Genomic DNA, 17,938 nt, shown 5'->3' with positions numbered 1-17,938 from the left:
GCTCACAACTCGATGTCGATGGTGGCGGGCGCGGCGGCGGCCACCGGGCGGGCCCCGGTCAGCTCGCCGACCGGCACCCCGGGATCGGCCAGGACGGCGTCGGCGATCTCCAGCCAGAGGTCGGCGAAGGCCCGCACCGTCGCGGGCAGGAACAGCCCGGCGTCGTACGCCCAGTGCACGCGCAGCGAGTCGGCGCGCTCGTAGACCTGCATGTCCAGGTCGAACATGGCCTGGCCGGTGGGCGCGACGGCCAACTCGACCCGCCGCCCCAGGAAGTCGGCCGCCGCCACCTCGGCGTGCTGCATCGCGAACAGCGTGTCGAAGAGCGGATGCCGGTCCTCGTCGCGCACGGGCAGCACCTCGGCGACCAGCGTGTCGAACGGGTAGTCCTGGTGCGCGAAGGCGTCGACCACGTCGTGCGCCACCTCGGTGAGCAACTCCCGGAAGGTGGCCTCCGGTCGGACCCGGTGCCGCAGGCAGACGGTGTTGACGAGCATCCCCATGGTCGCCTCCAGGCCCGGGGCGCCGCGCCCCGCGACCGGGGTGCCCACCGTGACGTCCGTGCCGCCGGTCGCCGAGGCGAGGAAGGTCGCGTAGACGGCGAGCAGGACCTGGAACAGGGTGACCCCCTCGCGCCGCGCCAGGGCCCGCAGCGCGGCGGTCCGCTGCGCCCCCACGTCGAACTCGACGGTGCCGGCCCGGGCCGTCGCCGGCCGGTCGGCCAGCCGCGCCGCGTCGGTGGGCAACCGCAGGGGCGTCGGCGGGTCGGCGAAACGCCGCCGCCAGTAGTCGCCCCCGGGCGGCTGGCCGGTCGTGGCCCACACGGCGAAGTCGGCGTACTGGGCGGGGACCGGCGGGGGTTCGCCGCCGGCGTAGACGGTGTCGACCTCGCGCAGCAGCAACGCCAGGGAGAGGCCGTCGGTGACGATGTGGTGCAGGTCCAGCGCCAGCACCGGGCCGTCGCCGGTACGCCGCAGGCCGGCCCGCAGCAGCGGCGGGGCGGCCAGGTCGAACGGCTCGACCGGGAGCGTCCCGGTGCCCTCGACCTCCGGCAGGTCGAACGGGACGGCCGGCAGCACCCGCTGCACCGGTCGACCCGCCTCGGTGCCGAAGGCGGTGCGGAGGATGTCGTGCCGGGCGATGACGGCGCGGAACGCGTCCGCCAGCCGGGCGCGGTCGACGTCCGCCGGCAGCGGCACCAGCAGCGGCAGGTTGTACGCCACCGAGGCGGGGTCGCGGGACTGGGCGAGGAAGACGCGGCGCTGCTGCGGGGAGAGCGGGTAGGCGTCCGCCGCCTCCGCGCGGGGCAGCGGCACGGCCGCCCGGGCCCGGCCGATCTCCTCGGCGAGGCCTGCCAGCGTCGGGTTGCGCAGCACCGCGACGAGGGAGACGCCCACCCCGAGGGCCCGCTGCGCCTCGACGGCCAGCCCGGTCGCGGCGAGCGAGTCGCCGCCGACGGCGTAGAAGTCGTCGAGCACGCCCAGCTTCGGCACGCCGAGCAGGCGCTCCGCGATCCGTACCAGGACACGCTCGGTCTCGTCGCGCGGCGGCAGGTACGCCCCGAACCGGTCGTCCGGCTCGACGAGGTCGGCGGGGTCGAGGGAGTCGACCTGCACGATGTGCCGGGGCAGGTCGGCGTCGGGCAGTTCCCGGGCGAGCAGGCCGCGCAGGTGCAGCGGATCGAGATAGTCGTCGGCCACCACGTACGCGCAGCCGCCCTTGACGGCCACCTCGCGTACCTGGGGCCAGAGGCGGGTCAGCGTGTCGACGTCTGTCATCACCGCTCCGTCGCGCCGGCGCCGACCAGGGCGCGCACCGTGGGGTGCACGTACAGGTGGCGGGGGGTGAACTCGCCGAGGCCCTGCGCGCGCAGTTCACGCAGCAGCCGCAACGCGAGCAGGGAGTTGCCGCCGAGGTCGAAGAAGTTGTCCTCCGGCCCCACCTCGGCGCCGAGCACCCGCTCCCAGATCTCCCGCATCCGCTCGGCGCGGCTGTCTCCCGCCACCGTGTCGGCGGGCTCCCGCGCCGCGGGCAGGGGCCGGGCGGCCGGCGCGGGCAGGCGGGCGGCGTCGAGCTTGCCGTTGGCGGTGAGCGGCAGCGCCGGCAGCGGCGTCACCGTGGCCGGCACCATGTGCTCGGGCAGGATCCTCGCCGCGCGGCGGCGCAGGTCGGCAGCCGGGCCGGCCCCGTCGGCGAGCACCACGTACGCGTGCAGCCGGACGTCGGCGGCCTCCGCGCCCGTGTCCACGGTGACCGCCACCGCGAGCACGTCCGGGTCGTCGAGCAGCACCTGGCGGATCTCGTCCAGCTCGATCCGGTAGCCACGGATCTTGACCTGGTCGTCGAGCCGGCCCAGGTGCTCCAGCCGCCCGTCCGGGAGCAGCCGGCCCCGGTCGCCGCTGCGGTACATCCGCCCGCCCCGCCAGGGGTCGGGCAGGAAACGCTGGGCGGTCAGCTCGTCGCGGTGCAGGTAGCCGTCGGCCACCCCGGCGCCGCCGACGTGGATCTCCCCGGCGGCGCCGGGCGGCAGCAGCCGCCCCGCCGGGTCGAGCACGTGGACGTACCAGCCGGGCAGCGGGGGCCCCACGGAGCGGGTGCCGGCCAGGGCCAGACCCCGGTCGATGGTCTGCGCGGTGACGTGCACGGTGGTCTCGGTGATGCCGAACATGTTGACCGTCCGGCACTCGTGCTCCGGATACCGGTCGAACCAGCCGGTCAACATGCCGGCGTCCAGCGGCTCGCCGCCGAACACCACCAGGCGCAACCCCAGCCGGTCGGCGGCCCGCCGGTCGGCGTCGACGAGCTGCGCGAACGCCGACGGGGTCTGGTTGAGCACGGTCACCCGCGCCGCGCGCAGCAGCGCGTGGAACTCGGCCGGGTCGCGGACCACCAGGTGCGGGACGACGACCAGGTGCCCGCCGGTGAGCAGGCACCCCCAGATCTCCCAGACCGAGAAGTCGAACGCGCTGGAGTGGAACATCGTCCAGGTGTCCGCCGGGCCGAGCCCGAGGTCGTCCCGGGTCGCCGCGAGCAGGGCCAGCACGTTGCGGTGCGGGACCTGGACCCCCTTCGGCCGGCCGGTGGAGCCGGACGTGTAGATGACGTACGCGGGGTCGTCCGGGCCGACCGTCACGGCCGGGGCACCGGTCACGTCGCCGGTGTCGTCGGCGAGCAGCTCGTCGACCTCCACGCCGTCGGCGCCGACGAGCAGGCTCACCCGGGAGTCCTCGACCGTGTACCGGATGCGCTCGGCCGGGTAGGTGGGGTCGATCGGGACGTAGGCGGCACCGCACCTGAGCACCCCGAGCAGCGCCGCCACCAGGTCCACCGAGCGTTCCAGGCAGACGCCGACCCGCGTGTCCGGGCCGCAGCCCCGCGCCCGCAGGGCCGCCGCGATCCGCCCGGCACGGGCGTCGAGCTGGGCGTACGTGAGCCGGTCGTCCCCGTAGGACACCGCCGGGGCGTCCGGGGTGTCCCGCGCCCAGCCGGCCACCCGGTCGTGGATGCCGCCGGTCGGCTCCGGCAGCTCGACGGCCGCCCCGCCGAGCGCCGCGATCCGGTCCCGTTCGGCGTCGTCGAACAGGTCGCAGTCGGCCAGCGCGCGCTCGCCGTCGGCGAGGAGCTGGTCGAGGACGCGGGTGACGTACCGGGCCACCGTGGCGACCACCTCGGCGGACCACACGCCGGTGCGGAAGTCGCAGGTGACGGTGGTGCCGCGCAGCGTCAGGGTGAGCGGCCACGGCGGCGTCAGGCTGGGCAGGTAGGTGTCGGCGGGGCTGTCGGCGGCCAGCACGCCGACCACGACCTCCGGCGGCCCGGGGGCGGGCAGCGGCGCCGGGTCGGCGGGCCGGGCCGCGAGGTCGCGCAGGCTGCCCTCCACCGCCACGGGCACGACCGCCGGCTCCTCGTCGCGCAGTGTGCCCACCCGCACCCGGCGTACGCCGCCGAAGCGGGCCAGCACCGCGCCGACCGCGCCGGTCAGCGCCAGCCGGTCGGTCCCGGCGGGCACGGCGAAGGCGTACGCCGCGCTGCGGTCGGCGCGGGGGTTCCCGCCCCGCCAGGCGGTGTCCTCCTCGGGCCCCGGATCTTCCCCGGCGACGGTCCCGGCGGACTCCCCGACGAGGGTCCCGGCGGCGGTCCCGGTCCGGTCCCCGGCGGCGCCGGCTGTCGGCTCCGGTCGGCCGACCGGCTCCAGGACGGCACCGGCGGGGCGGTCCCCGCACCCTGCCTCGACGGGCGGCGCGGCCCCGGCCGCCTCGACGGCCAGCTCGCCCAGCGCGCGGCCGGTGAGCGGGCCACGCCGGGCGACGAGCACCAGGTCGGCGCCGCCGTCGTGGCGCAGCAGCACCGCCCGCACCGGCGGACCGTCGGCGGGCAGCGGTCGCGCCAGTTCGGCGGCGCGGCGCGCGGCGGCCGCCGACGCGGGCACCCGGTCCACCCAGAGCCGGGCGGCGTCGAGGCCCCGCCGCGCCAGCGCGGCGGCGAACCGGGCGGCGACCTCGGCGGGGTCGCCGGCGACGGCCACCGCCGCCGCGTGGCAGGAGCGGCCCGGGTCGGACTGCTGTCGGGTGGGCTGTGGACGGCTGCTCATCGGGTGGTGAATCCTCCGTCGACGGTGATGACCGAGCCGGTGACCTGCGACGACTCGTCGGAGGCCAGCCAGAGGGCGGCCTGGGCCACCGAGTCGGGCTCGATCAGGGCGTTCATCGGCTGGGCCTGCACGAACGTCTCCTCGTGCTCGGCGACCGGCACCTCCAGCGACCGGGCGATCTCGGCCAGCATCCGGCCCTCGACGTACGGGTCGTCGCGCACCGAGCCCGGGCACAGGGCGTTGACCCGTACCTTCAGCGGCGCGTAGTCCAGCGCCGCGGCCCGGGTCAGGCCGACCAGTCCGTGCTTGGCGGCGACGTACCCGGCGAAGTGCCGGTAGCCGACCAGGCCGGCGGTCGACGCCACGTTGACGATGCTGCCGGCGCGCTGCCGGCACATCACCGCGCCGACCGCGCTGAGCATCCGCCACGGGCCGGAGAGGTCCACGTCGAGCATGAGCTGCCACTCCGGCTCGCTGATCTCGTGCACCGGCTTGCCGCTCGGCGCCGCGATCCCGGCGTTGTTGACCAGGACGTCGATCCGGCCAAACCGGTCCAGGCAGAGCGCGACGGCGGACCGGACGGCGTCGAGGTCCCGCACGTCGGCCTCGACGGGGTACGCGGCCGCACCCAGCTGCGCGCAGAGCTTGGCGGTGTGCGCGAGCTGGCTGGCCGAGCCGAGCGGGTACGGCACGTCGGGCAGGTCGTGGGCTACGTCCACCAGGACCAGGTCGGCGCCCTGCGCCGCGAACGCGGTCGCGCAGGCCCTGCCCAGCCCCCGGGCGGCGCCCGTGATGATCGCGGTCCGGCCGGCCAGCCGGCCCGGCGTCGGCTCAGGCACCGGCCAGCCTCCGTCGTACCAGCGCCAGCAGCTCGGCAGGGTCGTCGGCGAGGTACATGTGTCCACCGGCGACGGTCAGGGAGGCGAACCCGGCGGAGGTGACCCGGTCCCAGCCGGCCACCTCGGAGTCGGTCACCAGGGTGTCGTCGGCGCCGCGCAGCGCGGTCACCGGCACGTCGAGCCGCTTGTCGCCGCCCGGCCGGTAGCCCTCGTGCAGCGCCACGTCGGCGCGCAGGGTCGGCAGCAGCAGCTCCCGCATGTCGGGGTCGGCCAGCGCCGGGTGCGTGTAGCCGGCGAACTCCTCGACCCGCGCGACGAACTCGTCGTCGGGCAGGTCGGCGGCGGTGCGGTCCCGGCCGGACCACGGGTCGGGCGAGCCGCTGACGAACAGGTGCGCCAGCCGCACCCCGTCCGCCTGGGCCAGCCGGCCCGCCATCTCGTACGCGAGCACCGCGCCCATGCTGTGGCCGAACAGCGCCACCCGGTCGCGGCCGGCGACCAGTTCGAGCACCTCGTCGAGGAGCCCGTCGACGGCCTGGTCCATCCGGCGGTACGGCTCCTCGACGAAGCGCTTCTCCCGGCCCGGCAACTGCACCGGCAGGATCTCCAGGTCGGGCGGTGCGACCCGCTGCCACGGTTGGTACACCGAGGCGCCCGCGCCGGCGTACGGGAAGCAGAGCAGTGACGTGACGGTCAAGACGGCTCCTTGCCGAGGAGGGCGGACCGGACGGCACCGAGCAGTCCGGGATCGGCACGGGCGAGCAGGTCGTGCCCGCCCGGGACGGTGGCGGTGGTGCAGCCGGCGGTGGTGAGGTCGGCCCACGCCGCCGCGCCGACGTCGTCGACGTGCGGGTCGGCGTCGCCGCGGATCGCGGTGACCGGCACGCCGATCGGGCCGGCGTCGCGGTAGCGGTAGCTGCGGCCGAGCTCGAAGTCGGCGCGGGCGGCCGGCAGCGCGGCGGCGGCCAGCTCCGGGTGCGCGGCGACGGCCGCCGGCATCGTGCCCAGCGCGACCAGCTCCGCGAGGAACGTGGCGTCGTCCGCCCCGGAGTGGTCCGGTTCGACTTCGGCGCGGTGCGGGGCGACGGCCGAGGAGACCACCAGCGCGTCGGCCGGCCGGTGCCCGCGCCGCTCCAGCCGGCGGACCAGCTCGAACGCGACGTACGCGCCGAGGCAGTCGCCGTAGACCGCGTAGGGCCGGTCCAGGTGCGGGGCCAGGGCCGCCTCGAGGGCCTGCACCAGCGGCGTCATCCGCCGGGGCGCGGGATCGGCGGCCCGCTCGCGGCGGCCCGGGTACTGCACCGCGTTGACCTCGACGGCGCGCGGCAGCCCCGCCCGCCAGGTCTCGAACGCCCCGGCGTTGCCGCCCGCGTAGGGCAGACAGAACAGGCGCAGGGCGGGCCGGGCGACGGGCGCCCGGACCACCAGCCACGGGTTCTCAGCCATCGCGGGCCACCCGCCGCACCAGGTCGCCGTAACTGCCCAACGCGACGAACTCCGGCAGGGTGATGGTGCTGCCGTGGCGCTGCCGCAGCGCCGTGACCAGGCGCAGGGCGCGCAGCGAGTCGCCGCCCGCGGCGAGGAACTCCGCCCCCTCGCCGCGCGGCGCCACCCCGACGACCTCCTGCCAGAGCGACGCCACGCGCCCCGCCCAGCGCTCCCGGGCGTCGCCGTCGCGCGGGGCGGGGACGACGGCATCGGGCCGCCCGACGGCGGGCAGCGGCGCGGCCGGGTCGGTCGCCAGCAGCCGGCGGTACGCCTCGGCCAGCCGGTCGGCCCGCGCCTCGTCGACGTGCCGGGCGTCGTACTGGAGGGTCAGGGCGAGCTGCCCGGTCGCCGGGTCCACCTCGACGTCGACGGCGAGGCTGAACGCCACGTCCACGGTGATGCCGCGGCTGTCGACGATGCGGCTGCCGCCGCCCCCGCCGTCGTCGCCGCCGTGGAAGTGGGTCCAGTTGAAGAAGTGGTCGAACCGGGGCCCGGCTCCGCCCGCCCGGACGATCTCGGCGAGCGGGAACCGGTGGTGGCCCATCAGCGACCGCTCCGCCTGCCAGGCGTCGACGGCCAGCTCGGTCAGCGACCGGGTGCCCAGCGCGGCGCTCACCGGCAGGGTGTTGAGGAACAGCCCGAGGGTGGCGTCGCTCCCCTCGGCCTCGGGCCGGGCGCCGACGACCAGCCCGGTGACCACCTCGTCGCGGCCGGCGGCCTCCCCGATCACCCGCAGGTGGACCGCCAGCAGCCAGGACTTGGCCGGTACGCCGGCGGCGCGGGCGGCCTCGGTGACGGCGGCGGTGGTGGACGCCTCCAGCGGCACCCGCCGGGTGGTGGTGATGCGTGGCTCGGCCCCGCCGAGCAGCAGCGGCGGCACCGCCCCGGCGCCCTGGAGCCAGAACCGGCGCGACTGCGCGTCCGCCACCGCCTCGCGCTCCGCGGCCACGTACGCGCGGAAGGGCAGCGTCGGCCGGTGCGGCACCGACAGCCCGGCGCGACGCCGGTCGTACGCGGCCAGCAGCTCGCCGAGGAAGAGGTGCAGGCTCCAGCCGTCGAGGATGGCGTGGCACTCCGCCACGATCAGGGTGAAGGTGTCGGCGTCGTCGCGGACGGCGTGCAGCCGCACCAGCGGTGGCCGGTCCCAGTCGAAGGGGCGTACCCGTTCGGCCGCCACCAGTTCGTCGACGCGGGCCCGGCGGGTGGCCTCGTCGGCGTCCGCCAGCTCCGTCACCGGCACCTCGACCGGCACCTCGGCGTGCACCAGTTGCAGCGGCTCGCTGAGGGCGCCGAGGGAGAAGCCGGTACGCAGCACCGGATGGCGCGCGACCAGGTCGGCCAGCGCGGCGTGCAGCGCCTCCGCGTCCAGCGGCGCGTCGACGCGGTGAGCGGTGACGTTGTGGTACATCGCCGGGTCGCCGGTCAGCTCGCAGTGGTAGACCATGCCCTGTTGCAGCGCGGTCATCGGGTACGCGTCCACCAGCCCGGCGGGCAGGCGGTCCCGGTCGACGGCGGCGACCAGGGCGAACGGCTCCGCCAGCCCGTCCGTGCCGGCCTCCGCCGGGGTGCCGGCTTCGGGCCCGGTGAGGGTGATCTCGCCGTGCGCGACGAGTTCCCGGATCGACTGGTGCACGAAGATGTCGCCGAGCCGGAACGACAGGCCGCGCCGGTTCGCGGCGACCTGCATCTGGATGCTGCGGATCGAGTCGCCGCCGAGGGCGAAGAAGCTGTCGGTCACCCCGACCGACGGCGTGCCCAGGACCTCCCGCCACGCCTCGACGAGGATCTCCTCGGCCCGGTTGGCCGGCGCCACGGCCGGCTCCCGCCGGGCACGGTCGACCTGCGGCGCGGGCAGCGCGGCCCGGTCGAGCTTGCCGTTGCGGGTCAGCGGCAGGTCGTCGAGGAGCACCACGGCGGCGGGGACCAGGTGGGCGGGCAGCCGCTGGGCGAGCCACTCGGTCAACCGGGCCTCCAGCGGCCCGGCGGCCGGCGGGTCCGGGACCATCACCGCGGGCCGCGGGTCGGCGGCGTACTCGGGGCGCACGGCGTGCAGGGTGTGCCGGTCGGTGCCGGTGAGCAGGTCGTCCTGGCGGGTGACCACGTCGAACCCGCGGTCCTCGAAGAGGGCGATCAGCTCGTCCAGGCGCCCCTCGGTGTCGGTGCCGACGGCGTCGTGCACCTCCATGGCGACCTGCGCGATGAGCGGCCAGTGCCGCTCCTCGATGCCGGCGAGCACGTCGGCCTCGGCCCGCTGCACGTCGATCTTCAGCAGGTCGATGCGCTCCGGCGCGACCTCGTCGATGACCTCCGACAGCGGGCGCACGTCGACGGTCACCTCGGCGCCGGCGAAGCGTTCGGTCAGCAGCTCGTCGACCCGCTCCAGCAGGGTGTCCCGGTCGGCCCCGCCCTGGTCGCGCTCGTTGGCGAGGAACCGCTTGATCACGGCGACCTCGGCCGCCGGGTCGGCGTACGCGGCCTGGCCGGACATCATCGAGTAGCCCGGGTAGTAGGTGAAGGAGACCTGCCCCGTGGCGGTGGACAGGCCCACCGGGTGCACGGTGGCCGGCACGCCGAACTCCTCGACGTTGCGCCGCAGGGCCGTCACCACCGACGGCACGGGCTCGAACGCGTGGATCGTCGCGTCCGGGCAGACCGCGTGGACGAACAGCGAGAACATGCCGATGTTGGCGCCGACGTCGAAGACCGTCGCGCCCCGGCGCAGCACGATGCCGTCGCGCAGGTAGACCCGCTGCACGAAGATCTCGTCGTGCAGGTAGCGGGTCTCGTGCGGGTTGATCCCGGCGACCCGGTCCAGGTCGACGTCGACGGCCGTCGCGGTCGGACGGACGTAGCCGACGAGGCGGTCGCCGTGCCCGTCGTCGTCGCGGGCCACGACCGCCGCGTCGGCGACCTCCGGGTGCGCGCGCAGCGTCGCGGCCACCTCGCCCGGCTCCACCCGGAACCCGTGGATCTTCACCTGGTCGTCCAGGCGGCCTAGGTAGCTCAGACGCCCCTCAGCGTCGAAGCGCACCCGGTCCCCGGTGCGGTAGATCCGCTCCGTGCGGCCCGACGGCAGGGCGGCCCGGACGAACCGGCGGCCGGTCGTCTCCGGGTCGCCGAGGTAGCCGTCGGCCAGCTGCGGCCCGCTGACGCAGAGCTCGCCGGCCACGCCGGGCGGCACCGGACGCAGCCGCTCGTCGAGGACCCACACGCCGACGCCCGGCAGCGGACGGCCGATGGTCGGCGCCGTGGCGGGCCGGATCTCGGCGGCGGTGGTGTCCACGGTGCACTCGGTCGGGCCGTACAGGTTGACCGCCCGGACGCCGGGCAGTGTGCCGAGGGTGTCCCAGAGGTCCGGCGGGATCGCCTCGCCGCCGACCAGCAGCAGCTCCGGCAGCCGGGTGTCGCCGGCCCCGGCGAGCAGGATGCGCAGCTGGGAGGGGGTCAGGTCGAGCACGTCGACCTGGTTGTCGGCGAGGGCGGCGGCCAGTTCGGCGCCGTCGCGCCGGACGTCCTCCGGCACCAGGTACAGGCTGCGGCCGTGGGCGAGCTGCACGATCTGCTTGACCGAGGCGTCGAAGGTGAGCGGGGCGTTCACCGCCACCCGCAGCCCGGCCCGGCTGCCCGCGTACACGGTCTCCTCCAACGCGTACGCCAGGTGGGCGGCGGCGCCGTGCGGGACCTGGACCGGTCGCGGCGTGCCCGCCGAGCCGGAGGTGAAGATGACGTAGGCGGGATCGGCCGGTCCGGCCGGGGGCACGGCCGCCGTCGCGGCGCCGGCGGCCAGCTCGGCGACGGTGGTGCCGGCGATCCCCGCCGGGCCGCCCGTGCCGACGACGAGCCCGGCGTCGACCGCGCGGACCTGCGCGGCGAGCCGCTGCGCCGGCGCCGCCGGATCCAGCGGTACGTACACCGCGCCGGCGCGCAGCACGCCGAGGAACGCGGCGACGGTGTCCCGGGACCGGGTGGCGAGCACGCCCACCCGCGCGCGGTGCAGCCCCCGCGCGACGAGGCCGGCGGCGACCCGGGCCGCGACGTCGCGCAGCTCGCCGACGGTGTACGTGCCGTCGGCGGCGAGGACCGCCGGGGCGTCCTGGTCGGCGCGGGCGAGCCCGTCGTCGAGCAGCTCGACGATGGTGCGTACGGCGGCGCGGGACGGCTCGCCGGCCGCGTCGGTCAGCCAGCGGGCCTCCCCGTCGCCGGTCAGCACCAGGGGCGTGCCGTCGGTCAGCGCCCCGGGCAGCGTCCCGAGGATCGCCAGCAGGCCCTCCAGCAGCCAGCGGCCCCCGCCGACCCGCAGGGTCACCTCGTCGTCGCCGATGACGGCGGTCAGCTGCGGCCCGGCCGTGGCGGGCGGCGCGGAGACCTCCACGGCGGTGGCGCCCAGACCGGCCAGGGCCGCCGGGTCCCCGGCCGGTACGACGGCGAAGCCGGCGACCGCGTCGGAGTGCTCGCCGACCGGGTCGAGCAGGTGGAACGTCTCCTCGGCGGTGGACTCGGCGGCGCGTACCTCGTCGAGCAGCGCCTTGGGCGCGGCCGGCAGCGGCAGGCCCAGCCGGACCGGCGCGTGGCCGCCCAGCGGGCCGACGACACCGGCCGTCCCGGTGGCCTGCCGCCCGTCGCTCCACCGGGCCAGCACCAGGTCCGCGTCGTCGACCCCGGCGGGCGGTTCGGCCCGGCGGGACAGCGCCAGCGCCCAGGCGGCGAAGAGCAGGTTCGCGACGCCGACGCCGGCCTGCCGGGCGGCGGCGGTCAGCGCCGCGGCGGGCACGCGCGCGCTGCCGACCTCGGCCGGGTCGTCGCCGTGCGGGGTGACCAGCCGCGCGGCCGGCGCGGGCGGTGCCTCGGAGCGGTCGGCCTCCTGCCGCTGCGACAGCTGCCACTCGGTGACGTCGAGGAACTGCAGGGCGTCGGGGTCGTCGGCCAGCCGGCCGTCGGCGTAGGCGCGGGCCAGGTCGGCGAGGACGAGCCGCAGGCTCGCCGGGTCGGCGATCAACGGCGTGGCGGCCAACTCCAGGGCGTCGTCGGTGACGGTCACCGACAGCTCGCCCTGGGCGCCGACGACGACGCCGCGATCGTCGTCGACGTCCTGCAACGGCACCCGCAGCCCGGGGTGGTGCACCAGGGTCAACCGCAGCGCCTCGTGCCGGGCGACCACCGCGTCCAGGGCGGTCTGCAACCGGGCCCGGTCCAGCGGGCGGTCGAGCAGCACCCGGGCGCGGACCAGGTCCTGCGCCCCGGACCAGGCCAGCCGCTGGATCGGGGACAGACGGTAGCCGTTCACACCACGCTCCGGTTGAGGTAGAGGTCGGACATGGCGACCAGGATCTGCCGGTCGCCGCTGAAGGGTTCGCGACCGTGGGTCGCGAGGAAGTTGTCCACCACCAGCACGTCGCCGCGCTGCCAGGGAACCGACACCGCGTGTTCCCGATACAGGTCCCGGATGCCGGCCACCACCTCGTCGGGGATCGGCTCGCCGTCGCCGTAGTAGGCGTTGCGGGGCAGCCCCTCGGGCCCGTACTCGCGCAGCAGTGCGGCCGAGACCTCGGGGGGCATGTTGGAGACGTGGAACAGGTGGGCGTGGTTGAACCAGACGGTCTCGCCGGTGCGCGGGTGGGTCGCCACCGCCTGCCGGCGGGCGCGGGTCCGCAGCCCGTCGCCGTCGAGCCAGGTGTACTCGGTGGCCGAGTCGGCGCAGTACTTCTCCACCTCGGCGCGGTCGGTCGTCTGGAACGCCTCCTGCCAGGGCAGGTCGAGGTGCGGGCCGTAGTTGCGCACGTAGCTGACGCCGTGCCGGAGGAAGCGCTGCCGCACCTCGGCGGGGATGCGCGGGCTCACCACCCGCTCGCTGGCCAGCGGGGTCGCGCCGCCGCTGCCGGTGGCCGGCTGGGCGCACCAGAAGTAGAGGTGGGTGGGCCAGTTGTGCGAGTACGACATCTCGTGGTGCAGCGGGATCCACTGCTCGGCGTTGAACTCGGTGGAGGTGAAGACCTTCTCGGCGACCTCGTGGCGGGGTGCGGCGCGTTCCAGGTAGCCGAGCAGGTCGGGGCTGACCGCGCGGGCGGCGCGGCTGAAGTCGTCGGCCGTGGCCACCTCGAAGCCCCGGAAGAAGACCGCCCCGTGGGCGTCGAGGTCGCGCAGCAGCTCGTCGCGGCGCCCCGCCAGCCAGCCGGCCAGGTCGAGGTCCGGCACGGCGGCCTCCACCATCAGCACGAACGTGCCGTCGACCAGCACCCGGCGGGACACCGGCGAGGTGACCGCGCCGCTGCCCCGTCGGCGCGGCGCCGGCCCGGTCACGACCGCACCCCCGTGGAGGTCACGGTGGCGGCGGTCAGCTCGGGCGCGGCGACCGGGTCGGACATCGCGGTCAGGATGCGCCGGGGCGGGGTGAACGGCTCCCGGGCGTGCGCGGCCAGCATGTTCTCCACCAGCAGCACGTCGCCGCGCCGCCACGCGAAGGAGCGGGTCTCGGCCGCGTACGCGGCGCGCAGCTCGGCCAGCACGTCGTCGCCGATGGGCGTGCCGTCGCCGTACGCGGTCTGGTAGGGCAGGTCCTCCTCGGCCAGGGACGCGCGCAGCCCGGCGCTGACCTCCTCGGGCAGCGAGGTGACGTGGAAGAACAGGGCGTGGTTGAACCAGGTCCGCTCCCCCGTCACCGGGTGCTCCCGGACGGCGGGGCGGACCTGCCGGGTACGCAGCTGCTGCGCGCCGACCCACTCGACGTCGATCAGCGCGCGGGCGCAGTACGCCTCTACCTCGGCCCGGTCGTCGGTCTGGAACGCCGTCTGCCACGGCAGGCTGATCCCCGGCAGGTAGTTGCGCCGGTAGAGCACGCCCCGGCGCTCGAACCCGGCGACGGTCTCCGGGCGCAGCCGGGCGAGCACGCGGCGGCTGTCGGCGAGCGGGGTGCGCCCACCGGCGGCGGGCTCGACCTCACAGTGGAAGACGATCCGCAGCGGCCAGTTCACCGTGTACGACTGCTCGTTGTGCAGCACGATCGGCTGGTCGGCCGGGTGTTCGGTGGAGGTGTACACCCCCTCGGTCACCTCGCTGCGCGGCGAGGAACGCTCGCCGTAGCTGAGCACGTCGTCGGAGAGGGCGGCCATCACGGTGCGGAAGTCGGCCGCGCCGTCCACCGCGAAGCCCCGCAGCAGCACGGCGCCGGCGCGGCGTGCCAACTCGTCCACCGTCGAGCGGTTGGCGGTCAGCCAGGCGGCCAGGTCCACGTCGGGCACGTTGGCCTGGACGAGGGCGGGCAGGGGCCCGCCGGGCCAGTCGGGGCGTACGTCGACCAGGGACCGTTCGCGGCCGCGGCGCGGGATCACCGGCGCGACCGGAGTCTGCTCACTCATCTCTCGTTCCCCCAAGGGTGTGGGCACATCGGGCGAGGCTCCGCCGGGGATCGGCGGCCGCGCCGCGCAGGAATGCGGTGAAGCGGCGGTGCCACGTGGCGACCAGGTCCGCGTCGAAGCGGTCGGTGCGGTAGGTCCAGAGCGCCTCCAGCCCGGCGCGGCGCTCATCGAGCCAGAGGGTCAGGTCGAGCCGGGCGGTGTCGGGGGTCAGTTCCACCCCGACGAACTCGCCACCGGAGGCGTCGACGTGCCGGGCCGCCGGGGCGTTCTGCACGCCGAACGCGACCTGGACCAGCGGGTTGCGGTCCGGCTGCCGGGCCGGGCGGAGCCGTTCGACGACGACGTCGAACGGCACGTCCTGGTGGGCGGCGGCGAAGAGGGTCGCCTGGCGGGCCTCGTCCAGCAGGTCGGCGAAGGACCGGTCGGGGCTGGGCCGCAGGCGCAGGGGCATGGTGTTGACGAAGCAGCCGACGCTCCGCTCGGCGGCCACGCTCGTGCGGCCGGCGAAGGCGACACCGATCAGCAGGTCGGCGCGCCCGCTCTCCGCGGCGACCAGCGCGGCGAAGGCGGCCAGTCCGACCATGTGCAGGCTGGCCCGGCTGGCGCGGGCGAGGTCCCGGATCACGGCGGCGGTGTCGTCGTCGATCCGGGTCCGCAGGGCGGCTCCGGCCGGGGGCCGGTCCGCGCGGGGCGGCGTGGCGGTGGGCGCCGGTGCGGCGGACGGCAGGTCGAGGACCGTCGGCGCGCCGCGCAGCGCGGCGACCACGGCGGCCGCGGCCTGCCGGCCGGCGGGGCCGGCCAGCCAGTCCCGCTGGGCCACGGCGAGTTCCGCCGGGCCGGTCGCCGGACCTTCGGGCCACGGCGGGCCCGCGTCGCCCGCCTCGGCCGCGTAGGCGCGGCCCAGGTCCCGCACGAGGACGCTGAACGACCAGTCGTCGCAGACGATGTGGTGGGCGACCAGGAGCAGCGCCGCCCGCCCGTCGTCGGCGGCGACCAGCCGGGCGCGCAGCAGCGGGCCGGCGGCGAGGTCCATCGGGGTACGCGCCTCGGCGGCGGCGAGCCGGTCGAGCTGCTCGTCCAGCGGCACCCCGGGGCGGGGCGGGGCGACGACCAGCTCGACGCCGAGGTAGTCCCGGACCCGCTGCACCGGGCCGTCCGGGGTGGACGGGAACACGGTGCGCAGTGCCGGATGCCGGGCCACGACGCGACGCAGCGCCCGGTCGAGCGCGTCCGGTGCGGTCCCGGCCGGCAGCCGGACCGCGAACGACACCAGGTAGGAGGTGTCGTCCGGGTTCAGCTGGTGCAGGAACCACAGCCGCCTCTGCGCGGCCGAGAGCGGGGCCGTGTCCACGGGCGCGGCGGATGGCGTACCGCCCGCGTGCGGGTGCCCCGGTCCACCGCCGGGCGCGGTCGTGGTGGTCGGGCCAGCGGCCCGGCGCAGGTCGTCGAGGTGTCCGGCGAGCGCCCGCACCGTGGCGTGCGTGAACAGCGCCGCCGGGCCCACCGGCAGGCCCGTGGCGGCGGCGAGCCGGGTGGCGCAGCGTACGGCCAGGAGGGAGTCGCCGCCGAGGGCGAGGAAGTCGGCGTCCGGCCGGTCCACCGGCAGGCCGAGCACGTCCCGCCAGACGGCGGCGACCGTGGCGGCGGAGCCCGCGAGCGGGTCGGCGTCGCCGTCGATCGTGGCGACGGCGAGCTCCGGCGCGGGTAGCGCCCCCCGGTCGACCTTGCCGTTGGGGGTGGTCGGCAGGCGGTCCAGCCAGACGACGGCGGTTGGCACGAGCGGGGCGGGAACCGTCTCGCGCAGCAGTTCCCGCACGTCGTCGCGGCGCTCGCCGACGAGGTAGCCGACGAGCAGCGGGTCGCCGCTGGGCCCGGTCCGCACCGCGGCGCTCGCCTCGCGGACGCCGGGCAGGGCGGCCAGCCGGGCGGCCACCTCGCCCAGTTCGATGCGGTACCCGCGCAGCTTCACCTGGTCGTCCGTGCGGCCCAGGAAGTGCAGCTGCCCGTCCGGGCGCAGCCGGACCCGGTCGCCGGTGCGGTACATCCGCTCCCCCGGGCGGAACGGGTCGGGCAGGAAGCGCGCCCGGGTCTCCTCCGGCCGGTTGAGGTATCCCCGGGCCAGCCCCGCGCCGGCGAGGTACAGCTCCCCCGGCTCTCCGGGCGGCACCGGCCGGCCGTCGGCGTCGAGCAGGTAGACGCGGGTGTGCGGCAACGGACGACCGATCGGCGGGTCTCCCCCGTCGGCCGGCACCTCCGCCCACGTCGAGTAGGTGGTGTCCTCGGACGGCCCGTAGAGGTTGCAGAGCCGGCGTACGTGCGGCCGGGCGAGCACCCGGGCGGCGAGCGCCGCGGTCAACGGCTCGCCGGCGAGGCAGACGGTCCGGACGCTTTCCGGCAGCGCGCCGGCCGCGAGCAGCTCGCTCATCGCCGACGGCACGGTGTTGACCAGGGCGACGGGGAGCCGGTCGGCGTCCGGCGCGGCCAGCGACAGCGCGTCGCGCACGAGGACCACCCGCCCGCCCGCGCAGAGCGGACCGAAGATCTCGAAGACGGACAGGTCGAAGCAGACGGACGTGGCGGCCAGTACGCCGCCCAGCTCGACGTCCGTGAAGGTCTCGCGGGTCCAGTGCATGAGCACCGAGGCCGAGCGATGCTCGATGGCCACGCCCTTGGGTCGGCCGGTGGAGCCGGAGGTGTAGATGACGTACGCCAGGTCGGACGGGTCGCCGGGAAGTTGGGGCCGGGCCGCCGGCCGGGTGTCGAGGTCGGGGTCGGGGTCGTCGAGACGCAGCGCGGTGTCGCCGAACCGGTCGGCCAGCTCGGCCACGGTCAGCACCAGTCGGGCCCCGGAGTCCCCGGTCATGAAGGCGGTCCGGGCCGCAGGGTAGGCCGGGTCCAGCGGCACGTAGCAGGCACCGGCCTTGAGTACGCCCAGCAGCGCGACCACGAGCCGGGATTCGCGGGGCAGGCAGACGCCGACGCGGTCCCCCCGGCGCACCCCCCGGTCGGCGAGGAGCGCGGCCACCCGGTTGGCCGCCTCGTCCAGCTCGCGGTAGCTGAGCACCTGCCCGTCGCACCACACCGCGTCGGCGTCCGGAGTCCGGTCGACCTGGGCCTCGACCATCCGGTGCAGCGTGTCGACGGCGGCCGTCCGGGCGTGGCGGCGGGACGGGGTGGAACGACGGACCGGCCCGGCGGAGCGCGCGGGTGCGCTCACCGTGAACCGCGATTTGGCATGGCGTGTCCCACCGAGCACTCCCCCCACCACGAACAGTGACCGACCGTACGCCCCGTGCCAGGTCGACGACCGGGAGCATGACGCATTGTGACGATGAGCCACCAAGCCATCGCTCTCCGCAGAGAGAGTCCACGAGCGCCGATCACACTGCCAAGACGTCTCTCAGATTCCGGGACGCGGGTGGCGCCTTCGTGGAATCCCAGATCCGGCCGTTCCCGGGCATGATCGGACCGCCATCGGGGGCGCCACCACGGCAGACTGTCCGGCGCGCGGCCGACCGCGTCGATCCGGCCGCCCGGCCACTGTCAGGTATCGGCCACCTTCGGGCAGGTCGGGGACGGCCGACGCGGCCCCGGTCCGCCGCCCGCGCCGGCCGCGCCGGCCGCGCGCCGCCCGCTGTCGGAGGTGCCGGTCGGCTTCAACGCGCCAA

General features: G+C 76.4%; 9 protein-coding genes. All 9 read right to left on the bottom strand.

Annotation, left to right across the window (positions count from 1 at the left end; genetic code table 11):
- Positions 1-2 precede the first annotated feature (2 nt).
- Genes ACGFIG_RS28375 through ACGFIG_RS28335 form a run of 9 tightly spaced genes read right to left on the bottom strand, consistent with a single transcriptional unit; the run spans position 3 to position 17,487 of the window.
- Positions 3-1,778 carry a condensation domain-containing protein gene (locus ACGFIG_RS28375; RefSeq protein ID WP_393008030.1) on the bottom strand — a complete coding sequence of 592 codons (1,776 nt, stop codon included), beginning with the start codon at positions 1,776-1,778 and terminating at the stop codon, positions 3-5.
- The gene (locus ACGFIG_RS28370; RefSeq protein WP_393008028.1) at positions 1,778-4,591 is read right to left on the bottom strand and encodes an amino acid adenylation domain-containing protein; all 2,814 of its coding nucleotides are present in this window, start codon (positions 4,589-4,591) and stop codon (positions 1,778-1,780) included. Before ACGFIG_RS28370 ends, ACGFIG_RS28375 begins: the two co-directional genes overlap by 1 nt.
- Positions 4,588-5,430, bottom strand: coding sequence for an SDR family oxidoreductase (locus ACGFIG_RS28365; RefSeq protein ID WP_393008026.1), 843 nt, complete (start codon positions 5,428-5,430; stop codon positions 4,588-4,590). The genes ACGFIG_RS28370 and ACGFIG_RS28365 overlap by 4 nt, the downstream gene beginning before the upstream one ends.
- Positions 5,423-6,127 (bottom strand): thioesterase II family protein, encoded by a 705-nt coding sequence (locus tag ACGFIG_RS28360; protein WP_393008024.1) that lies wholly within the window; start codon positions 6,125-6,127, stop codon positions 5,423-5,425. The genes ACGFIG_RS28365 and ACGFIG_RS28360 overlap by 8 nt, the downstream gene beginning before the upstream one ends.
- Positions 6,124-6,876, bottom strand: a complete 753-nt coding sequence (locus ACGFIG_RS28355; protein ID WP_393008022.1) for a thioesterase II family protein — start codon at positions 6,874-6,876, stop codon at positions 6,124-6,126. The genes ACGFIG_RS28360 and ACGFIG_RS28355 overlap by 4 nt, the downstream gene beginning before the upstream one ends.
- Positions 6,869-12,202, bottom strand: a complete 5,334-nt coding sequence (locus tag ACGFIG_RS28350) for an amino acid adenylation domain-containing protein (RefSeq protein ID WP_393008020.1) — start codon at positions 12,200-12,202, stop codon at positions 6,869-6,871. Before ACGFIG_RS28350 ends, ACGFIG_RS28355 begins: the two co-directional genes overlap by 8 nt.
- Complete coding sequence (locus ACGFIG_RS28345; RefSeq protein WP_393008018.1) at positions 12,199-13,215, bottom strand: TauD/TfdA family dioxygenase; 1,017 nt, start codon at positions 13,213-13,215, stop codon at positions 12,199-12,201. The genes ACGFIG_RS28350 and ACGFIG_RS28345 overlap by 4 nt, the downstream gene beginning before the upstream one ends.
- Positions 13,212-14,270 (bottom strand): TauD/TfdA family dioxygenase, encoded by a 1,059-nt coding sequence (locus ACGFIG_RS28340; RefSeq protein ID WP_393008016.1) that lies wholly within the window; start codon positions 14,268-14,270, stop codon positions 13,212-13,214. The genes ACGFIG_RS28345 and ACGFIG_RS28340 overlap by 4 nt, the downstream gene beginning before the upstream one ends.
- Complete coding sequence (locus ACGFIG_RS28335; protein ID WP_393008014.1) at positions 14,263-17,487, bottom strand: amino acid adenylation domain-containing protein; 3,225 nt, start codon at positions 17,485-17,487, stop codon at positions 14,263-14,265. Before ACGFIG_RS28335 ends, ACGFIG_RS28340 begins: the two co-directional genes overlap by 8 nt.
- Positions 17,488-17,938: the final 451 nt, after the last annotated feature.

It is taken from the genome of Micromonospora sp. NPDC049048, from assembly GCF_043197615.1.
Taxonomy (GTDB): Bacteria; Actinomycetota; Actinomycetes; order Mycobacteriales; family Micromonosporaceae; genus Micromonospora.
The sequence above is the reverse complement of the archived record's forward strand: the minus strand, read 5'-3'. Positions and strand labels throughout refer to the sequence as shown.